At 41.7% G+C, this 16,457-nt stretch carries 10 protein-coding genes; 2 read left to right on the top strand and 8 right to left on the bottom strand.

Going from position 1 to position 16,457, the window contains the following annotated elements; genetic code table 11:
• Positions 1-16: 16 nt before the first annotated feature.
• A complete protein-coding gene (locus PLZ15_03200) occupies positions 17-3,079 on the bottom strand; it encodes a choice-of-anchor D domain-containing protein (protein HOI28742.1) in 3,063 nt (1,020 codons plus the stop codon).
• 324 nt (positions 3,080-3,403) lie between these two features.
• Between PLZ15_03200 and PLZ15_03195 the strand changes: the two genes are divergently transcribed.
• Positions 3,404-4,036 carry an HAD family hydrolase gene (locus PLZ15_03195; protein HOI28741.1) on the top strand — a complete coding sequence of 211 codons (633 nt, stop codon included), beginning with the start codon at positions 3,404-3,406 and terminating at the stop codon, positions 4,034-4,036.
• A 105-nt stretch (positions 4,037-4,141) separates the two neighbouring features.
• Positions 4,142-6,721 (top strand): M14 family metallopeptidase, encoded by a 2,580-nt coding sequence (locus PLZ15_03190; GenBank protein HOI28740.1) that lies wholly within the window; start codon positions 4,142-4,144, stop codon positions 6,719-6,721.
• Positions 6,722-6,828: 107 nt separating this feature from the next.
• On the opposite strand, the gene PLZ15_03185 is transcribed toward PLZ15_03190, so the two are convergent.
• The 7 genes from PLZ15_03185 to PLZ15_03155 all read right to left on the bottom strand — a co-directional run bounded on the left by PLZ15_03185 (position 6,829) and on the right by PLZ15_03155 (position 16,338).
• A complete protein-coding gene (locus PLZ15_03185) occupies positions 6,829-7,644 on the bottom strand; it encodes a M23 family metallopeptidase (GenBank protein HOI28739.1) in 816 nt (271 codons plus the stop codon).
• Between the two features lie 38 nt (positions 7,645-7,682).
• Positions 7,683-10,586, bottom strand: a complete 2,904-nt coding sequence (locus PLZ15_03180) for a tetratricopeptide repeat protein (GenBank protein ID HOI28738.1) — start codon at positions 10,584-10,586, stop codon at positions 7,683-7,685.
• Positions 10,587-10,736: 150 nt separating this feature from the next.
• Complete coding sequence (locus PLZ15_03175; protein HOI28737.1) at positions 10,737-12,230, bottom strand: MBOAT family O-acyltransferase; 1,494 nt, start codon at positions 12,228-12,230, stop codon at positions 10,737-10,739.
• Between the two features lie 13 nt (positions 12,231-12,243).
• Positions 12,244-12,477: an acyl carrier protein gene (locus PLZ15_03170; GenBank protein ID HOI28736.1), complete on the bottom strand. Its 234-nt coding sequence runs from the start codon at positions 12,475-12,477 to the stop codon at positions 12,244-12,246.
• A complete protein-coding gene (locus PLZ15_03165) occupies positions 12,477-14,210 on the bottom strand; it encodes an AMP-binding protein (protein HOI28735.1) in 1,734 nt (577 codons plus the stop codon). Before PLZ15_03165 ends, PLZ15_03170 begins: the two co-directional genes overlap by 1 nt.
• A gap of 28 nt (positions 14,211-14,238) precedes the next feature.
• Positions 14,239-15,645 (bottom strand): hypothetical protein, encoded by a 1,407-nt coding sequence (locus PLZ15_03160; GenBank protein HOI28734.1) that lies wholly within the window; start codon positions 15,643-15,645, stop codon positions 14,239-14,241.
• Positions 15,646-15,675: 30 nt separating this feature from the next.
• Positions 15,676-16,338, bottom strand: a complete 663-nt coding sequence (locus PLZ15_03155; protein HOI28733.1) for a GDSL-type esterase/lipase family protein — start codon at positions 16,336-16,338, stop codon at positions 15,676-15,678.
• Positions 16,339-16,457: the final 119 nt, after the last annotated feature.

The raw sequence follows: 16,457 nt of genomic DNA, 5'->3' as shown, positions 1-16,457 counted from the left end.
TTGGTTCTCAATATAATTATTTCAGGTAAAGTAGTTTAATCAATTTATTATAGTTGTCGGTTTTAAGCTGGCAGAAATAGACACCGCTCGGAATAGATTCCGGATGCCAGAAAATTTTATATTCACCGGTTGCGAGTTCGCGGTTTGTCAGAATTTCCATCTCCTTTCCTAGTATGTTGTAAATGGTTACTGTAACAAAAGTTAATGTTTCAATACTGAATGATATTTCCGTTCCTGAATTGAACGGATTAGGATAATTCTGATGCAGTTCAGTTCTGAGTGGAATCGTCTCATCCTTTACATTAACGGGCATTGAGTTGAATTTCCATATATCGCTGAACTCTCCCCAGCCGGCTGCGTTATGGGCTTTTACTTTCCACCAGTATGATTTGTTAGCAACCGCAGTAAATCCTTTGGAAATGGTTGCAACATTCTGATCGGTAATTGGATTGGTAAAGTTGATATTGTCCGCAATCTCAAGCCAGTAATTATCAACGTCAGGAATTGAAGCTAACCAAACAAGTGTAACGTTATTATTATTGAGTGTTGAATTGTCAGCCGGACTTACAAGCGTAACTTTGGAAGGAAGGGACATTACAGTAGTAAAATTGAATGGATCAGACCAGAGCCCGCTGCCAAAATTATTAACAGCCCTTACCCTCCAGTAGTATTTGATGTTATTTAATAGTAAGGTTATTATTCTATTAGTTGCTGTTAGTCCCTGTTCAACTATAACCAGAACTTGAAAATTTTGGTCGGTACTTACTTGCAAATCATATGTTACTGAACTGGAAACAGAAATCCAGGATATATTAAAAGTCAGCGGCTGATTTACTGAATTATTAGCCGGAGATAAAAGTGTTACCTGTTCCGGTTTGGCACCACCCGGGGAGAATGTCGGATCAAAGTCCTGCTCGCTGTTATTAGTTAATCTTGTCTTGTTTGTTCCATCAGGATTTATAACCCATATTTCCATCGAATTATTACCAGCAGTACCCATGAATGCTATCTTATCTGCCTCGTATGAATACATTGGAGAATCTTCGTCGTCATTTACTGTATTTGTAAGATTGGTAACGTTCGAAGTTTGAGGAGTCTGATTGATAGAGAATTTTGCAATATCGGATTTGCCTCCAGCAACGGGCGCGTATTTACAGATTACATACTGCCCGTCCGGAGAAACTCGCGGAAGTTCATCGAAGTCGGCTGCATTGGTCAGTTGAATTACGCTTCCGCCGGCTACCGGCACTTTATAAATAGCACCCGTCAATTGATCGGGGTTTACTCTTTGGAATACCACCCACTGTCCGTCAGGTGTAAAAAACGGGGAATCACCTAAAACAGGATTACCGCTCTGGTCATTGATATACTGCTTATTCGTTCCATCCAGATTCATTGTGCACAACGCGAATCCTGTGCTGGCAATATTCCTGAAGAAAGCTATTATACTTCCGTCCCATGCGAATTTAGGACCCACGCACGATTCCGATACATCCGCTGTAAGATTGGTAACGTTGGTACCATCGCTGTTCATTATATATGCATCGTTTGTGATGTTAGGTGCTGTTCCGCTTGTTCTGGTAAATGCAATATATTTCCCGTCGGGACTGAAATGAGGATTCATATCCTTGGCATCGCTGTCTAATAATTTTGTCTGGTTGCTTCCGTCGGAATTCATTATCCATATGTCCCAATCGCTTGAACTCTGCTGTTTACAAAACGCAATTTTTCCGTAAACCGCTGAGGCAGCCGCAGTTCCGGTTCCCTGAATTGCAAAAGTGTAAGGATTTTCATCAGCATCATTGTTCGCAATGCTGATAGTTGCTGATTTTGTTCCGGCACTTGAAGGGTCAAACTGTACCAGGAAAGTTGTTGAACCGCCGGCTGCAATTGTGGCTGAAGGATTTGTAATTACAGAAAAGTCAGACGCAGCTGTTCCTGTAATTTGTATAACCGGATTACCCGTTAATGAAAGGTCCTGTGTTCCTTTATTTTCAATTGTGAATGTTCGTGTAACCAAACCGCCGTCAACAAGAGCAGAACCAAAGTCGGTATGATCTGCTGTACCGGGAGAATTATCACCGTTAACAATATCAACTCTGTTCCCCTTTAAATTGATTTCAGGTGCAGATGCAGCTTGCGCTGGTGAAAATGAAGGATCCCAGTCCGCAACACTGTTGTTTGTAATTCTTGTTTTGCCGGATCCGTCAGTATTCATTATATATATTTCAGAAGTTTCAGGAGCCAGCTGACCGGTATAGTAAACAATTTTATCACCTTCCCATGAATAATTAGCTGTTCCCGCCGGCATTGTTGGCTGATTTGTTATATTAATTATGTCGGCATTGTTAGAAGAATTATGATCATGCGGCATCCGGTATAAATCCCATACAGTAAATCCGCGCTTAAATAAAATATATTGCCCGTCTGTTGAATAGACGGGAGTTTCGTCAAGGTCGCTTCCATCGGTTAAATCCACAACAGTCCCGTCGCTGATTTTTACTTTGCAGATTTTCGATTTCGGATTCGGGTCATTAGCAGTTTTTCTTTGAAAAACCAGCCACTGTCCGTCGGGTGAGAATGTGGGGGAACTGTCGTCACCGTTTGTAGCCAGTACAGCAGTATGTCCTGTTCCGTCAGAATTCATAATCCACAGGTCGCCGTTACCCGGCGCGGCGGTAACATCAAACGCAATTTTTGAACCGTCCCATGAAAAATGAGGACCAACACATGGCTGTGTTAAAGTACCAATATTGGTTAGATTAGTTTGATTGCTTCCGTCAGAATCCATAATATAAATATCGCTCTGCATCGGCTGCTGACTTGTTATCCTGGCGAAAACGATTTTAGTCCCCTGAGGATTGAAATGCGGATTTGTATCCCGGTATGTATTATCGGCCAGTTTGATTTCACTGTTTCCATCCCGGTTCATGATCCAGATATCCCAATCGGTTTGCGACTGCGATCTTGTAATTGCAATTTTATTGTAAACAGCTCCCTGCACAGATTTGTTTTGTGCGATTATCTGAAGTGAAAACAACATTAAATAAAGAAAACCGAATAACAATTTTGTTTTCATACGGTTCTCGACTCAAAATATTTTTGAATGGGAATTAAATAGAATTGTAGTTTTGATGGTAAAATGCCCACAACAGATTCCCCTTAAAATGTGGAAAGGAATAATCTATTAAATATGTTATGGACTTAATTACAGTAAAGGGGAAAGAGAATACAGACCTGACATAACTTATCGAATTGCACTCTGTAGTGCAATAATATAAATCATAACATAGAATTTATTCTGATAATTACAATTAACAATATTTGTTAAATTATTTGAAAAACAGTGATTTTTACAACATTTCAATTTTGCCGTCTTGTCATTTTAGGATAAATTTGCACCATGATTGAAAAATATAAACATATAATCTGGGACTGGAACGGGACAATTTTAAACGATGTAAATCTCTGTGTTGAACTGATCAACTGGCTGGCCGAATCACGCTCCCTTCCGGCAATAGATATTAATAAATACAGGGATGTTTTTACAATTCCTGTTAAAAATTATTATGCTGCTCTCGGATTTGATTTTGAAGAAGAGCCCTTCGAGAAGCTGGGAAAAATCTGGATGGACGAGTACGAGAGGAGGAAATTTGAGTGCGGGCTTTTTGAAGGCGTTACAAATCTACTCGATAAGATTCAGGAATCGGGAACCGGTCAGTCTATCCTCTCCGCATATTCCCAGCATACGCTCGATGAGCTTGTAGATCATTACGGTTTGCGTAAATATTTTACTCATGTAGTCGGCCTCGATAATATTTATGCCGCAAGTAAACTTCATTTGGGCAAAGACCTTATGAAACGCCTCGGGAACGGTAGAGGAGAGACACTTCTTATCGGCGATACTGTTCACGATTATGAAGTCGCATCCGAAATCGGTGCCGATTCCGTTCTTATTGCAAACGGCCATCAGAGCCGGCGGGTTCTCATGGAATGTGGAACCAGAGTTGTCGATTCTGTAAGTGAGCTGTTGTAACTCCATTCTTCGGTTTTGCCATATCAAAAATTTTTGTGTCTATTAATTTTCCTATTTCATAATTTGAACCAGCTTAAATATCAATAACTTCTTTAAGAGGTTCATATGATTAAACGGTTAATTCTAATCTCACTTGTTTTAACTTCATTTCTGTTTGCCCAGCAGCTTAAATCCCCGGAGGAATTTCTAGGATTTAAAGTCGGCGCCGATTATAAGATAGCCGATTACGAAACGATTCAAAAATACTTCAAACATCTTTCTGAATTTTCTAAACAGATTGTATATGAGGAGATCGGGAAATCCTCGCTTAAGCGTGATATGTTTATGGCGATTATCAGCTCCGAAGAGAATATCAAAAACATGGAGAAGTACAGAAGTATTGTAAAAAAACTATCGGACCCCAGAAATATCTCCGATGAGGAAGCGGCATCTCTCGCCAAGGAAGGTAAGACAGTAGTTCTTGTCACGTGTAATATTCACTCTACTGAAATTGCTTCGGCTCAAATGTCGATGGAGCTCGCTTACAACCTGATTACTGGGAAATCCTCCGCTGAAGTTATCAGCTCTCTGAACAATGTTATACTAATTCTGATGCCGTCTATTAATCCGGACGGCACTACAATGGTGGTTGACTGGTACAATAAAACTCTAAATACCGAATACGACGGTGGGTCGATGCCCTGGCTTTACCAGACTTACTCCGGGCACGATAATAACCGTGACTGGTTCATGTTTAATTTGCCCGAGACCAAGAACGTTGTGAAAATAGCCTTTCACGATTGGATGCCGCAGATCTGGCTTGATGAACATCAAATGGGGAGCGGCGGGGCAAGATTGTTCGTTGTTCCATACAAAGATCCAATCAATCCTAATGTAAATCCCATTATCTGGCGATGGGCCGGACTGATTGGGAGTTATACTGCTCTCGATCTCGAAAAACAGGGATACAACGGAATCATCAGTCATGCCCTCTTCGAAGGATGGTGGGAAGGTCCGGCGAGCGATTGCGGAATGTGGCATAATCAAATCTCACTGTTATCCGAAATGGCCAGCGTTAATGTTGCTAGTCCAATGTATATCGATCCCTCTGAAGTAAAAGCCACAACAGAAATTACTACCTATGACGTTAGAACGAACTATCCGAATCCTTGGCGGGGCGGATGGTGGCGGCTCCGTGATATTGTGAATTACGAACTTGCTCTCACAGAAGCGTTGCTGAAAGTCTCATCATTTCATAAAGAGGAATTACTTACCAACTATTACAAAATGGGTAAAGAGGCGATTGAAAAAGGAAAGAAAGGAGAACCTTTTGCATATGTAATTCCGAGGGACCAGAATGATCCGGTGACAACTGCGAAGATGATCGAAATACTTCAGCTCGGTGCTGTCGAAGTTAATTTCTCTGATAAACAGTTCATTGTTGATAATACAATCTATCCTGCTAACAGCTATGTAATTTATCTCGCACAGCCTAACGGGAGATACGTTAAGGACCTGATGGAGGAACAGAGCTATCCCGATTTAAGAAAATCACGTTCCGAATCACCTATAAGACCTTATGATGTGGCAGGATGGACGTTACCATACCTTATGGGAGTTAAATCATTCCAGATCGATAAACCTTTCGTATTGGAATCGCGAATAATATCCGAACCGAATTATCCGGAAGGAATTGTACCGTTCAACGAAGGGAAATTTTTTGTAGCAAAGTCCGGTCTTAATGTGAATTCAACTCTGATAAACCGCCTTCATAAGAATAATGAAAGTGTATACTGGATTACAGATCCTTCGATTATAAACGGGAAAGAATATGAACGCGGTTCGGTCCTTGTTCAGGTGAATAGTAAATCGAAAGAGATAATAAAACAGGCAGCGAAAGATCTCCATATTCAATTCGATATTGCAGGTGATATTGAAAAGGAAAAAATGAAGGAGATCAAAAAATTGAAAGTCGGTTTGTATCAGCCTTGGACAGCAAATATGGATGAGGGCTGGACCCGATTACTGCTTGAGAATTACGAATTCAATTTTGTCACACTTCATAATAAGGATTTTAAGGAGAAGAAGCTTAAACAGAAATATGATGTTATTATAATACCGGATATGAGCGGAGATTTAATTAAGAACGGAAAACCGGGCGGCGACGCCGCAAGGTTCTACAGGCCGAAACCTCCGGAATATGACAGCGGATTGGGAAGAGTCGGATTAGAGAATCTGAAAAACTTTGTTGAAAAGGACGGCGGCTATCTTATTACCCTGGGCCAGGCATGTAACTTTGCTATTGAAGATCTTGGATTACGCGTAAATAACACTCTGAAGAATTTGAGCAACGACAATTTCTTCTGTCCCGGCTCGTTGCTTAGAATCAATGTTGATAACACTCACCCGATCGGTTACGGTATGGATGCCGAAAGCGTCGGATATATAAGCGATAAGATTGCTTTTGCAACTACTACTCCGTTCGGTAAATTCGACAGGAGTGTTGTAGTGCGGTTCCCTGATAAGGACCTTCTTAAGTCGGGTTTCTTACTCGGCGAAGATTATCTTTTCAAACGCGGAGCTGTTGTTGATATTACTCAGAAGAACGGCCATGTAATATTATTCGGTTTCAAAGTTCAGAACAGGCACTGGACGTTTGGAACATTTAAACTCCTCTTTAATGCTATTCATTCTGCGGGATTGTAATCTGTTGGATGAGGAGGCAATAGTCCGAAATATTACTTTTAAGCCCGGTCAGGTTCTTATACTAAACACTGCCGGGCTTCCTTTTAAAATTAGCCGAATCATATTAATTATAATTTCATATTGAGCAGACTCATCGGGTCGATACGGTTGCCGTACCATTGAACGCCCCAGTGAAGATGAGCTGCGGTGGACCTTCCGGTTGAACCGACTTCGCCGATCTTCTGACCCTTGGTTACTTTCTCGCCTGTTTTTACTGATAGTTTACTCATATGAAGATAAACACTCGTAAGACCCTGGCCATGGTCAATGAGCACGAAATTCCCGTTGTAATAAAAATCCTCTCCGGCAATAATCACAATACCGTCTGTTGTTGAATATACCGGTGAACCTTCGGGAGCTGCTATGTCGATACCGTTGTGGGCATTCTTAGGCACGCCGTTCAAAATTCTCTGACTTCCGAAAATTCCTGATATCCTTCCCTCGGCCGGTTTTACAAATCCCCTTCTGAAAAAAGCAGAATCAACTTTGCCGACTATAGACCGGGCTTCTTTCATTTTAGAGCTTTCAATTTCGATCCGTTCAATTTCATCCGCAGGCGGCGTGACGTACTTTTCGGCTATTTTCAATCTCTGAATCACATATTTCCGTTTAGGGAGTTTAAATATCTTTGTCTCTTCTTTCCCACCGGTATAGATTACTTTCAGATTTTGAGTTCCCGCCGCATCCCTGTCGAATCCAAATACAAAGATCCCATTCTTATCAAATTGAAGTTTCGTTTCATTTAAATAGACTTCGGAAATATTCTCCGCTTTACCGATTATAATTTCTCCCGGCTCAGCTTTCCCAAGCACTTTTAAATTCTGTGCCTCTGCTGAAAAGGCGGATAAAATAAATGCTGCAAGTATGAATAGTTTTGTTTTCATGTTTCCTTAAAATAAAAAAGTAATCGGGAGATTCAAGTCTATAAGAGAGTCCAGTATGCGGATAATTGTGCGGCGAAGCTGCGGTAACTGGATTCATCTCTTGATGTACTCTGCGCTATAATTCTTCCTGATATCAATAAACTCTTTGAAGCCTGGTAAAAGACATCGAGGTAAGCGCCGAGAACAAGAATCTTGTTCCTCGGAATTATTCCAAGTTTACCGCCGAGCGTAACCCGGAGATCTTTCTTCCTTTCAAGTTCGTTATCAACCCAGATGCTGTGCGATTCAAAATTTGTGGGGGAGTAATAATAGCTCGCTTTGTATTTGTAATTTGTATAATAATACTCGTAACCAACAGCAAGATCTTTATAGAAATATTTCCCCAGGCGTAATATCAGGTCGTTGCCTTCATTTGCGTCGCTAACGGAAATATACTGGAATGAACCTGATACTTTAAGTCCGTCCCTGTGCTTATAATAACCTTCCAACCTGATAAGGTTTGCGTAATACCGGTTGTCTATTAAATAAGGTGAATAGAGAATTAACGAGGCATCGGAACTCTGGTAAACAAGGGAGACTGAAATTGTGTCCCTTCTTTCAAAACGGATGAACGCATCTTTCTCATCCCGGAATATGTAACCGCGGGCACTGCTTCTGCCGAATCCGGCGCCCATATTCAGGTCGCGGGCAAGACGGATTACTCCATGCACTTTAAATGTGTTGTACCTGATATTGCCTATATAATTGTATGTGCTGATTATATCCTGATCGAGTATCGATTCAATAGCTTTCAGCTGCGACCGTGTGAATGATACGCCGAGCGAAAAGAAATTTGTAAGCCCGAGTTCCAGCCGGGAGCCGAGCGAGAAAAGACTGAATCCGGCATTGTCCGAATAAAATTGAAGAGCGGGCGCCAGCGCAACATAATTCGGAAAGTTTTCCAGAATCGCACTTAAACCGGTTAACGGCAGATATCCTTTACGTAATTCGACCATGCTTACCTGTGTGGAATCGAGCTGCCAGGTTTCAAGCAGCATATTGTAGATAGTACGCGCCGAATCATACTCAGCGGCTTTTGCATAAGAATCGCCAAGGTAAAGCTGTGCGTCGAAATCAGTTGAATCCTCCGCAACAAGTGCTTTGAATTCTTTTATAGCGTTCAACGTATCGTCAATTGCATAGTAGACTTTAGCGCGCTGCATAGCGGCATCGTAATTATATCCCTGGTTTAGAACCTCGTTATATGTATCGAGTGCTTTCTGAAATTCCTTCGCGCAGAAGAGAACATCGCCGTACTCCCTAAGTATAAGCACGTTCGGTTCAGCTTTTGATAAGTATTCCTCGTAGTAGAGAAGTGCGTCGGGGCAATCCTCATCCATTACTCTCTTTCTGCCTTCCTCGAGGATAGCATATAATTTTTCCTCTTCGGCTCTGAGCCGCTGCCAGTCGATATTCGACTGTAGTTTAATAACCTCGTCGTTTGCCGGGTCTATCCCTTTAGCTTTATCTGCAAATTCCTGCGCCCCGTCGAAATCCCTCTCAAGTAATTTAAGCGAACCCATAGAAATAAGAGCTTCAAGATTATTCGGCCGGTCTTTAAGTACATCATCCAGGTATTCTTTAGCCAGTTCCACATCCCGGTTTATCCAGACCGATACCTGGGCGCGGAAAAGTTTGTAATCGAGATTAGCTGGATAATCAGTTAGAAGGTCATCGGTGATATCGATGGCTTTATCGAACTCGCGGCTCCATGCAGAAATTCGCGCATACCTGAAACGAAGTTGCTCGTCCTTTTCTTCGGGGTAACTTTCAAAGTATGTGTCGAGCATAACCATTGCGCTGTCGTATTCCTGAAGGTACTCATAGTATTCGGCAACAAGTTTAAGAGCGTCTTTATCTGTCGGATTAATCTGCAGATTCGCTTTTGCGGTTTCAAGATTATCCCGGTAGGTTTTAGTACGGTACTCAGTAACGTAAGTCCACTTCTCCTGATAGCGCGTATCTTCGGCTTTGGTCAATCCGATTATCTGAAGCTGCTGGTAAGCTTCTTCAATTCTGTTTGCCGCGAGGAGTTCCTCAACGAGTTTGAACCGGGTTTCAATATCCGCAGGATTTCTTTTTACGAGTCTGTAATACCTGTCGATGGGGTATTCTCTTTCGAAAGCTCTCGGATCCTGCTGATTAACATATGCCTGGCGGTTTACGATATCGAGGCCGTCCTGCGCCTCTTTGAAGAACGGCTTAAAACCAAGAGCCGTCTCGAACGCTTTTTTTGCGATAGCATATTTACTGAGCCACAAAGTGAAATATCCGTAGCGGCTCCACAAACGCCAGTCGTCCGGATATCGCTCAACATATTTTTTAAGAATCCGTTCACCTTTAACTATGCTTCCCGTCTTAGCGAGAATTTCGGTGTATCTTATAATCTCATCGGGTGAAGCATTATCGTCGCGAGCTAAATATTCATCGTACCACAATTCGGCCTTGTCCCATATTTCCATCCACATATACGACTTGCCGATTTCAAGATAATTAAAAGCGTTGTTGGGATTTATAGCGATCTCACGCTGGTGGCCGTTAATCTTTTTCTCCAGAAGGGGATACCAGATTCCGATGAGCCGCGACAGGTTCTGTTCGTATTCCGATCTTTTCTGGGAGTCTCTTGTTTCGAGAGCGATTGTCCTTCTGTAATCGAGGCGGCCGTTGAAATACTGCTGGCGCTTTTCAAAACAGACGCCGCGGAGGTTATATCCTTCCGGATTCTGAGGATTTGCTGAGATGAATTTATTGAGCTGATCGATCGCTTCGCCGTATCTCCCCGCCTGCATGTGTGAAAGGGCGGTCTTCCTGAGCGCTTCGGAATCAATTCTCTGCGGCTGCGCTTTTAAAGGAAGGGCAGTAATCAGTGAAATCAGAATTAAGGTTAAAAACCCGAGCTTCATCAATAAGTGTCGTTTTTCTCTATTCTTGAAACAAAGTTATTAAAATTCGCCCAAATATTATACTTAAAATTGTGCCATTAAGCATATTCTCTTTTAAGCTCTGGAAGGGGATTTGAGCTTTAATATAGCGTCTCAAAATAGACGGGTGGCTTAAAACTGGAAATAAATAAAGGGCTGTATATCAGCTGATTTGAACTGAGCCGCAACCCAGATCACCAATACCATCAATAATACTTTTCCGATAAAAGGAATGGATGTGATGAAATTTCTGGATAGGACTTCCAGTCTGGAGGGAAGAAAATGGAAGAGGTAACCGGTAAAGATCAATCCGGAGATAACCGGGAGCTGCTCTAAAAACTGAATGAATACTTCGCTGTGAAAAAATGTTGCAATCTGATCGAGCATATCGAGAACAGTCTGGAAATCGGGATTCTTGAAGACCATGAAAGAAAATGCAACCAGGTGAAATGTTACAAAAACCTGAATGAATTTATGGAATTTTGTATTGTAGATTTTTAATGCGGTAAGAATTTTAACACGCGGTTTCTGAATGATCATCGCAAAGGACATCATAAAACCGTGAATAGCGCCCCAGAGAATAAAGTTCCATCCGGCACCGTGCCATAATCCGCAAATCAAAAACGTAACGAATACAGCGATCATATTGCTGAAAGTTCTCAGGTTCCTGTATTTCATCTGGATCGGCCTAAAGAGGTAATCGAGAAGCCATTTTGATAATGAGATGTGCCAGCGCCGCCAGAAGTCCGCAATGCCTGTGGCCTTAAATGGATAATTGAAATTATCCATCAGTTTAAATCCGAAGAGGAGAGCCACGCCGATTGCGAGATCGGAATAGCCGGAAAAATCGCAGTAGATCTGAAGCACATAACCGTATACTGCAATCAGATTCTCAACACCCGTGAATCGGAGAGGGAAATCGAATACACGGTCTACAAAATTGATGCTTATGTAATCAGCGATAACAACTTTCTTGATAAGACCCAGACAGATCAGGAAAACCGCTTTCCCGAAATCCTCTCTGGAAATGAACGGCTCTTTCTCTATCTGAGGTAAAAAGTCCGATGCCCGGTCGATAGGTCCGGCAAGTATGTTGGGAAAGAAAGAAACATAGAGAAGAAAATTACGGAAGCTGCCGGTCGGCTTTAATGTGTCGAAGTAAACATCAAAAACATAATTGAGCGATTTGAACGTGTAGAATGAAATTCCGATCGGTAAGAAAATATCGAGCGCATTAAATTCACTCCCGGAAATATCGCTGAATACCTGAAGTATAAAATTGGTGTACTTGAAGTATGCAAGAATTCCGATGTTTATAAGTACTGTAAGAAAAAGGTGAAGCCGTTTTACGGAAAAATTTTCCGTCGCCGCTATCCACTTCGCAAAAAGGAAATTTACAATAGCAGAAACAAGCAGTATCGAAGCGTAATAACCCGCGGACTTGTAATAGAAATAGAATGAAAAGAGAATAAGGAATCCTATCCGTAGGGAAGTCCTCTTCAATAATGAATTATAGATCAGAAGGAAGAAAAAGAAAATTATAAGGAATAATCCTGTAGTAAAAATAAGCGGATCGTACAGATTGAATTTTAGCAGATCTAAAATTTTTTGAAGATCGATATTCAAGAGTTCTTCGCCGTTATTTGTTTAATTTGGAATCGAGAAGTTTCTGAAGATCGCCCACGCATTTAAGGCGGAGTAACTCGTAGCTTTTGAATTTAACGCCGAATTTTTCTTCCACCGCTAGAATAATATTTATATGATTGAGGGAATCCCATCCGGGTACTTCAGGCGCTATGGTTTCATCCTTCAGATCAAAGTCGTCCAGGTTCAGCTGTTTAAGAATAACCTGTTTTAGTTCGTTTGATATCATTATCTGCTCCAGACTTGTGGATCGGTTCCGTCAATTAATCTTTCTTTGTTGGTTTTTCTGCTCGGTTTGCCGGATGAGCTTTTTATGAGCCATCTCGGCGGGACAAGATATACTTTATGAATAATTATATCAATACTCATACCGGCTTTAAGAATATTCATCCGGACTTTATTTTTTTCTTCATCAGTTTCGGCTTTTGTCTCGGCAACGACGGCAACGAATTCTGTTCCCATCTTCAGATCCTCTTCGCCGAAGGCGATAGTCCTTCCCGGCACTAATCCTTCAACCTGATTCATCACGTCTTCAATATCCTCGGGATAAATATTCTTACCTGCAACGATAATGATATCCTTCTTCCTGCCGATAATATAATATTCGCCTTTCCATCTGAATCCGTAATCGCCGCTGTAATACCATCCGTCGGCTACTACTTCCGCGGTCTTTTCCGGATAATTTCTATAACCGTCGAACATCGAAATGGATGTTACGGCAACTTCACCCACAAGGCCGTCTTCAATTTCTTTTCTGTTTTCATCAACAATTTTCAGGTCGCACTCGTTGATCGGCTTTCCAGAGGAGACGCAGACTCTTACAATCGAATTCTCATCGGCAAGTTTCATCACACCGCGCGATAATTCGTTTCTTTCTACTTTCAGTTCGGAAATCGGTTTACCGGGAGGTGTTAATGTGGCGCCGAGCGTAACTTCGGCCATTCCGTACAGTCCAGCCAATGCAAGCGGATTGAATCCGTATTTCTCGAAACGCTCAACAAATTTTTCGTGACTGTCGTGTCTAATAGGTTCGGCAGCGTTTACGATTATTCGTAAGCTCGAAAGGTCAAGTCCCTCCAATTCATCCGGATCAATTTTCTCCGCGAGTACGTTGTATGCGAAGTTAGGTGAAAAAGTAACAGTAGCTTTCTCCTTGCTAATAACTTCCGGCAGGAGAACCGGTGCCAGCACCCACTGGAAAGGATCGATCTGGATTGTAGGTATTCCGTATGCAAGCGGAATCTGGTATGCGGCAATTAATCCGAAGTCGTGGTAAAGCGGAAGCCAGCTTACAATTTTATCCTTCCCGCTCAATTGAAGAGCGCCGCCGAGATTTTTTACATGATTCAAAATTGCCCTGTGCGAAAGCACAACCGGTTTTTGAAGGCCTGTAGTTCCTGATGAGTGCTGTAGAAGAATTGGATCCGTATCCTTCACACCGGATGCGATCCGTTCAATCTCCGCATCAATTTCAGGATCGGTTTCATTTTCAATATCCCATTCAAGAGGGAAGTAAACCGCTTTAATAGTGCTGCCCGGTTTTTCGATCAGAGGTTTTATTAGCGGTTCGAGTTCGCGTTCTGTTAATATGTAATCGAGACCGGAACGCTGTGCCATTCCTTCGAGTCCCTGGCGGAATTTATCCGGATGAAGACGGGGATTGGGATAAGCCAGAACAGCCGGAAGAGCGACGGTTCTTGAGATTCCGAGATAGAGCGGGTAAAATTTCGGATTATGCCTTATGATAGTCGCGCATACTTCCCCGGGTTTAATGCCGAGCTTCTTAATATGAACAGAGAATTTTTTTGAAGCATCAATAAGAGTTTTGTAAGTCCATCTGAAAGGTTCTTCGCCGGCTACCCAGTGAACAACCGCTTCACGGTCCGGATACTTCTCTGAATTAAGCTTCCAACGTTTCCAGAGAGTCGGTGCTTCTTCAATATTGAATTTAAATTGGCTCATCATTCCGTCCGCACTATTGATCTTATTCTTATTTATTTTTATTGAATTCGCTGATCAGAGAATCGAGGAAAAGCTGTGCGATCTTTGCTGCACCCTGATCGTTAAAGTGAATATAATCCTTGAATGCGAGCGGGGGATTGGCGTTAACCCATTTAGGCATCGAATTTTCGCCGCCCATTGCATCGAACATACTCCACAAAGCTACATCGGCCTGCTTTGCAATACTCTTTTGTGTTTCAAGAAGTTTTAATATCGTAGGATCGGTGACAAAGTTCGAACCTTTCTTCATAGCTTTGTCATGTACACTTATCATAAGAATGCTTGTCTTGGGGAATGCCTGTTTAAGATGATTTATTACTTTAACCATTTCACGTTCGTACCAGGAATAATCGGTTCTGCTCGAACCGGCAATGTTAAGTCCGAATTCCAGTATAATCAGTTTGTAATCAAGATATTTTGCGAAGTCTTTCAGCATCTGTTGAGAGATTTGTCCGATATCCACGCCGGTGTTTCCTCTCAGAGGAAGGTTGTCGATGTAGAGGCCGGATTCGTTTTCCAGTGTTACACCGTAAAAGTAGGCCTGATCAACAGTCGGGAATTCGATTCTTACGGTTTTAGCTTTTCCTGCCGGTTTAAGAATCAGCTCCTGAATACCGCTTCCGGTTTTTAATGCAACCGACTGTTTAGTTCCGCCATCAAATGAATATAGTATCTGTGAATTCTTTGCGTTCGAATAATAGAGTTTAACAACGCTGAAATCTTTCAAAGAGCGCCGTGCTCTTGTTGTTTCGTATTGAACCCAGGCATTTCCTTTCGGTACGGCAATCTCGCCGCTTATTCCAAGCGAAAGTCCTTTCGGATTATTTGTATAGAGGGAGGCACTTTCCCAATTATCCGAAAAACTGTGCTTTGTTGTTGTACGGAATGTTATATCCTGCGAAACAATTCCAAGCCATCCAACACCGTTCCCGCCGAATCTTTTCTGAAGTTCTTCGCGGATATCGGATGTTATAAGGTCTCCTTCTATTGCAGAGTCGCCGTAATGAGCAATTCTGACGGATTTTGATTTCGAATTTTTAAGAGCATCAAAGAAATAAGAAAGCTGCTTTGTGTTTCCGATAATCGGCGTTTTTACACCCTGGGCTGGAAGCTGACTTACCAGAGCACTTCCATCTGAAAAGAAGTCGATCAGCGAGCTAAACGGGCTCAACAGGTTAATTCCCGCATAATTGGTTCTATTCAAGAATTGAAATGAATCGAAGGAATTGTTTCCATCGGAAGTTTCTTCGGCTTTAATGTCGGAGAAAAGATCAATCTGCTTAAAGGATATCCCGGCAAAATCATAATCAATTTTAATAAACGATATTGCATAGAGAAGAAGGATTGTTATTGTAATTAAATAAACCGGTTTCTTAATATTATTTTCAGAATTCATTTTTATTCCTTTGGACTCATTTATAGCTTATTATAGTTTATACTTTTTCAGAATTTTTTCTACTTCTCTTACCCAGATTTTGTAGCCTTCGGAATTAAGGTGAACCCCGTCCCACGTTAATTCCGGCCGTAAAAAATTATCCCTTGTAGACATTCTGGAATTCAGGTCGATATAATCGATATTATTTTTACGTGCATAATCCAGGAGGAGAGAATTTAATTTGGCAACCTCTTTGTTCCTTCCTGAATTCACTTCCGGAGTACCTCCCCAGTCTTTTGCCCAATCCCTTCCAGCAAAAAGAGTTGACTGAACTACCGGTATTATACCATTTGATTTCAATAATTGCAGGATTTTCACATATTCAGCAAAAATATCTTCAACAGGAGTCCAGCCATATATATCGTTCAATCCTCCCAGTATAAAAACCAGTTTTGGTCTCAGCTTAATAATAGAATTTATTCTTGCAGAAAATCCCTGAAGAACATCTCCCGGAATTCCTCTTCCCACAACGTTAGGCCGGCCAAGAAGTTCGTTCCAGAATGCACCCGCAGTAAGCGAATTGCCTAACATAACTATATCGGCTTGACGTGTTTTATAAATGTCGAACATATTCTGCTGCAGAATGTAATTCGGATTGGTCCTATACTTTAAAGTGTCCTTTGAATTCTGGGCAAAAAGCACTGATAGACCCAATAAGGTTAAGGCCGGTACTAATAAGAATGTTTGCTTGTTAAATCGTGACATAAGGAATTTTTTCTTTCTTTCAGGATTTTTTGTGCGACAAGCGCATGCAAAATAAGTTTATTCGTTAA

It is taken from the genome of Melioribacteraceae bacterium, assembly GCA_035362835.1.
Classification (GTDB): domain Bacteria; phylum Bacteroidota; class Ignavibacteria; order Ignavibacteriales; family Melioribacteraceae; genus DSXH01.
This window is presented reverse-complemented; position numbering and strand designations above follow the sequence as displayed.

Excerpts from the sequence above, each read along its gene's own strand:
- PLZ15_03200 (HOI28742.1), bottom strand. The coding sequence starts at position 3,079 with ATGAAAACAAAATTGTTATTCGGTTTTCTTTATTTAATGTTGTTTTCA.
- PLZ15_03195 (HOI28741.1), top strand. The coding sequence starts at position 3,404 with ATGATTGAAAAATATAAACATATAATCTGGGACTGGAACGGGACAATT.
- PLZ15_03190 (HOI28740.1), top strand. The coding sequence starts at position 4,142 with ATGATTAAACGGTTAATTCTAATCTCACTTGTTTTAACTTCATTTCTG.
- PLZ15_03185 (HOI28739.1), bottom strand. The coding sequence starts at position 7,644 with ATGAAAACAAAACTATTCATACTTGCAGCATTTATTTTATCCGCCTTT.
- PLZ15_03180 (HOI28738.1), bottom strand. The coding sequence starts at position 10,586 with ATGAAGCTCGGGTTTTTAACCTTAATTCTGATTTCACTGATTACTGCC.
- PLZ15_03170 (HOI28736.1), bottom strand. The coding sequence starts at position 12,477 with ATGATATCAAACGAACTAAAACAGGTTATTCTTAAACAGCTGAACCTG.
- PLZ15_03165 (HOI28735.1), bottom strand. The coding sequence starts at position 14,210 with ATGAGCCAATTTAAATTCAATATTGAAGAAGCACCGACTCTCTGGAAA.
- PLZ15_03160 (HOI28734.1), bottom strand. The coding sequence starts at position 15,645 with ATGAATTCTGAAAATAATATTAAGAAACCGGTTTATTTAATTACAATA.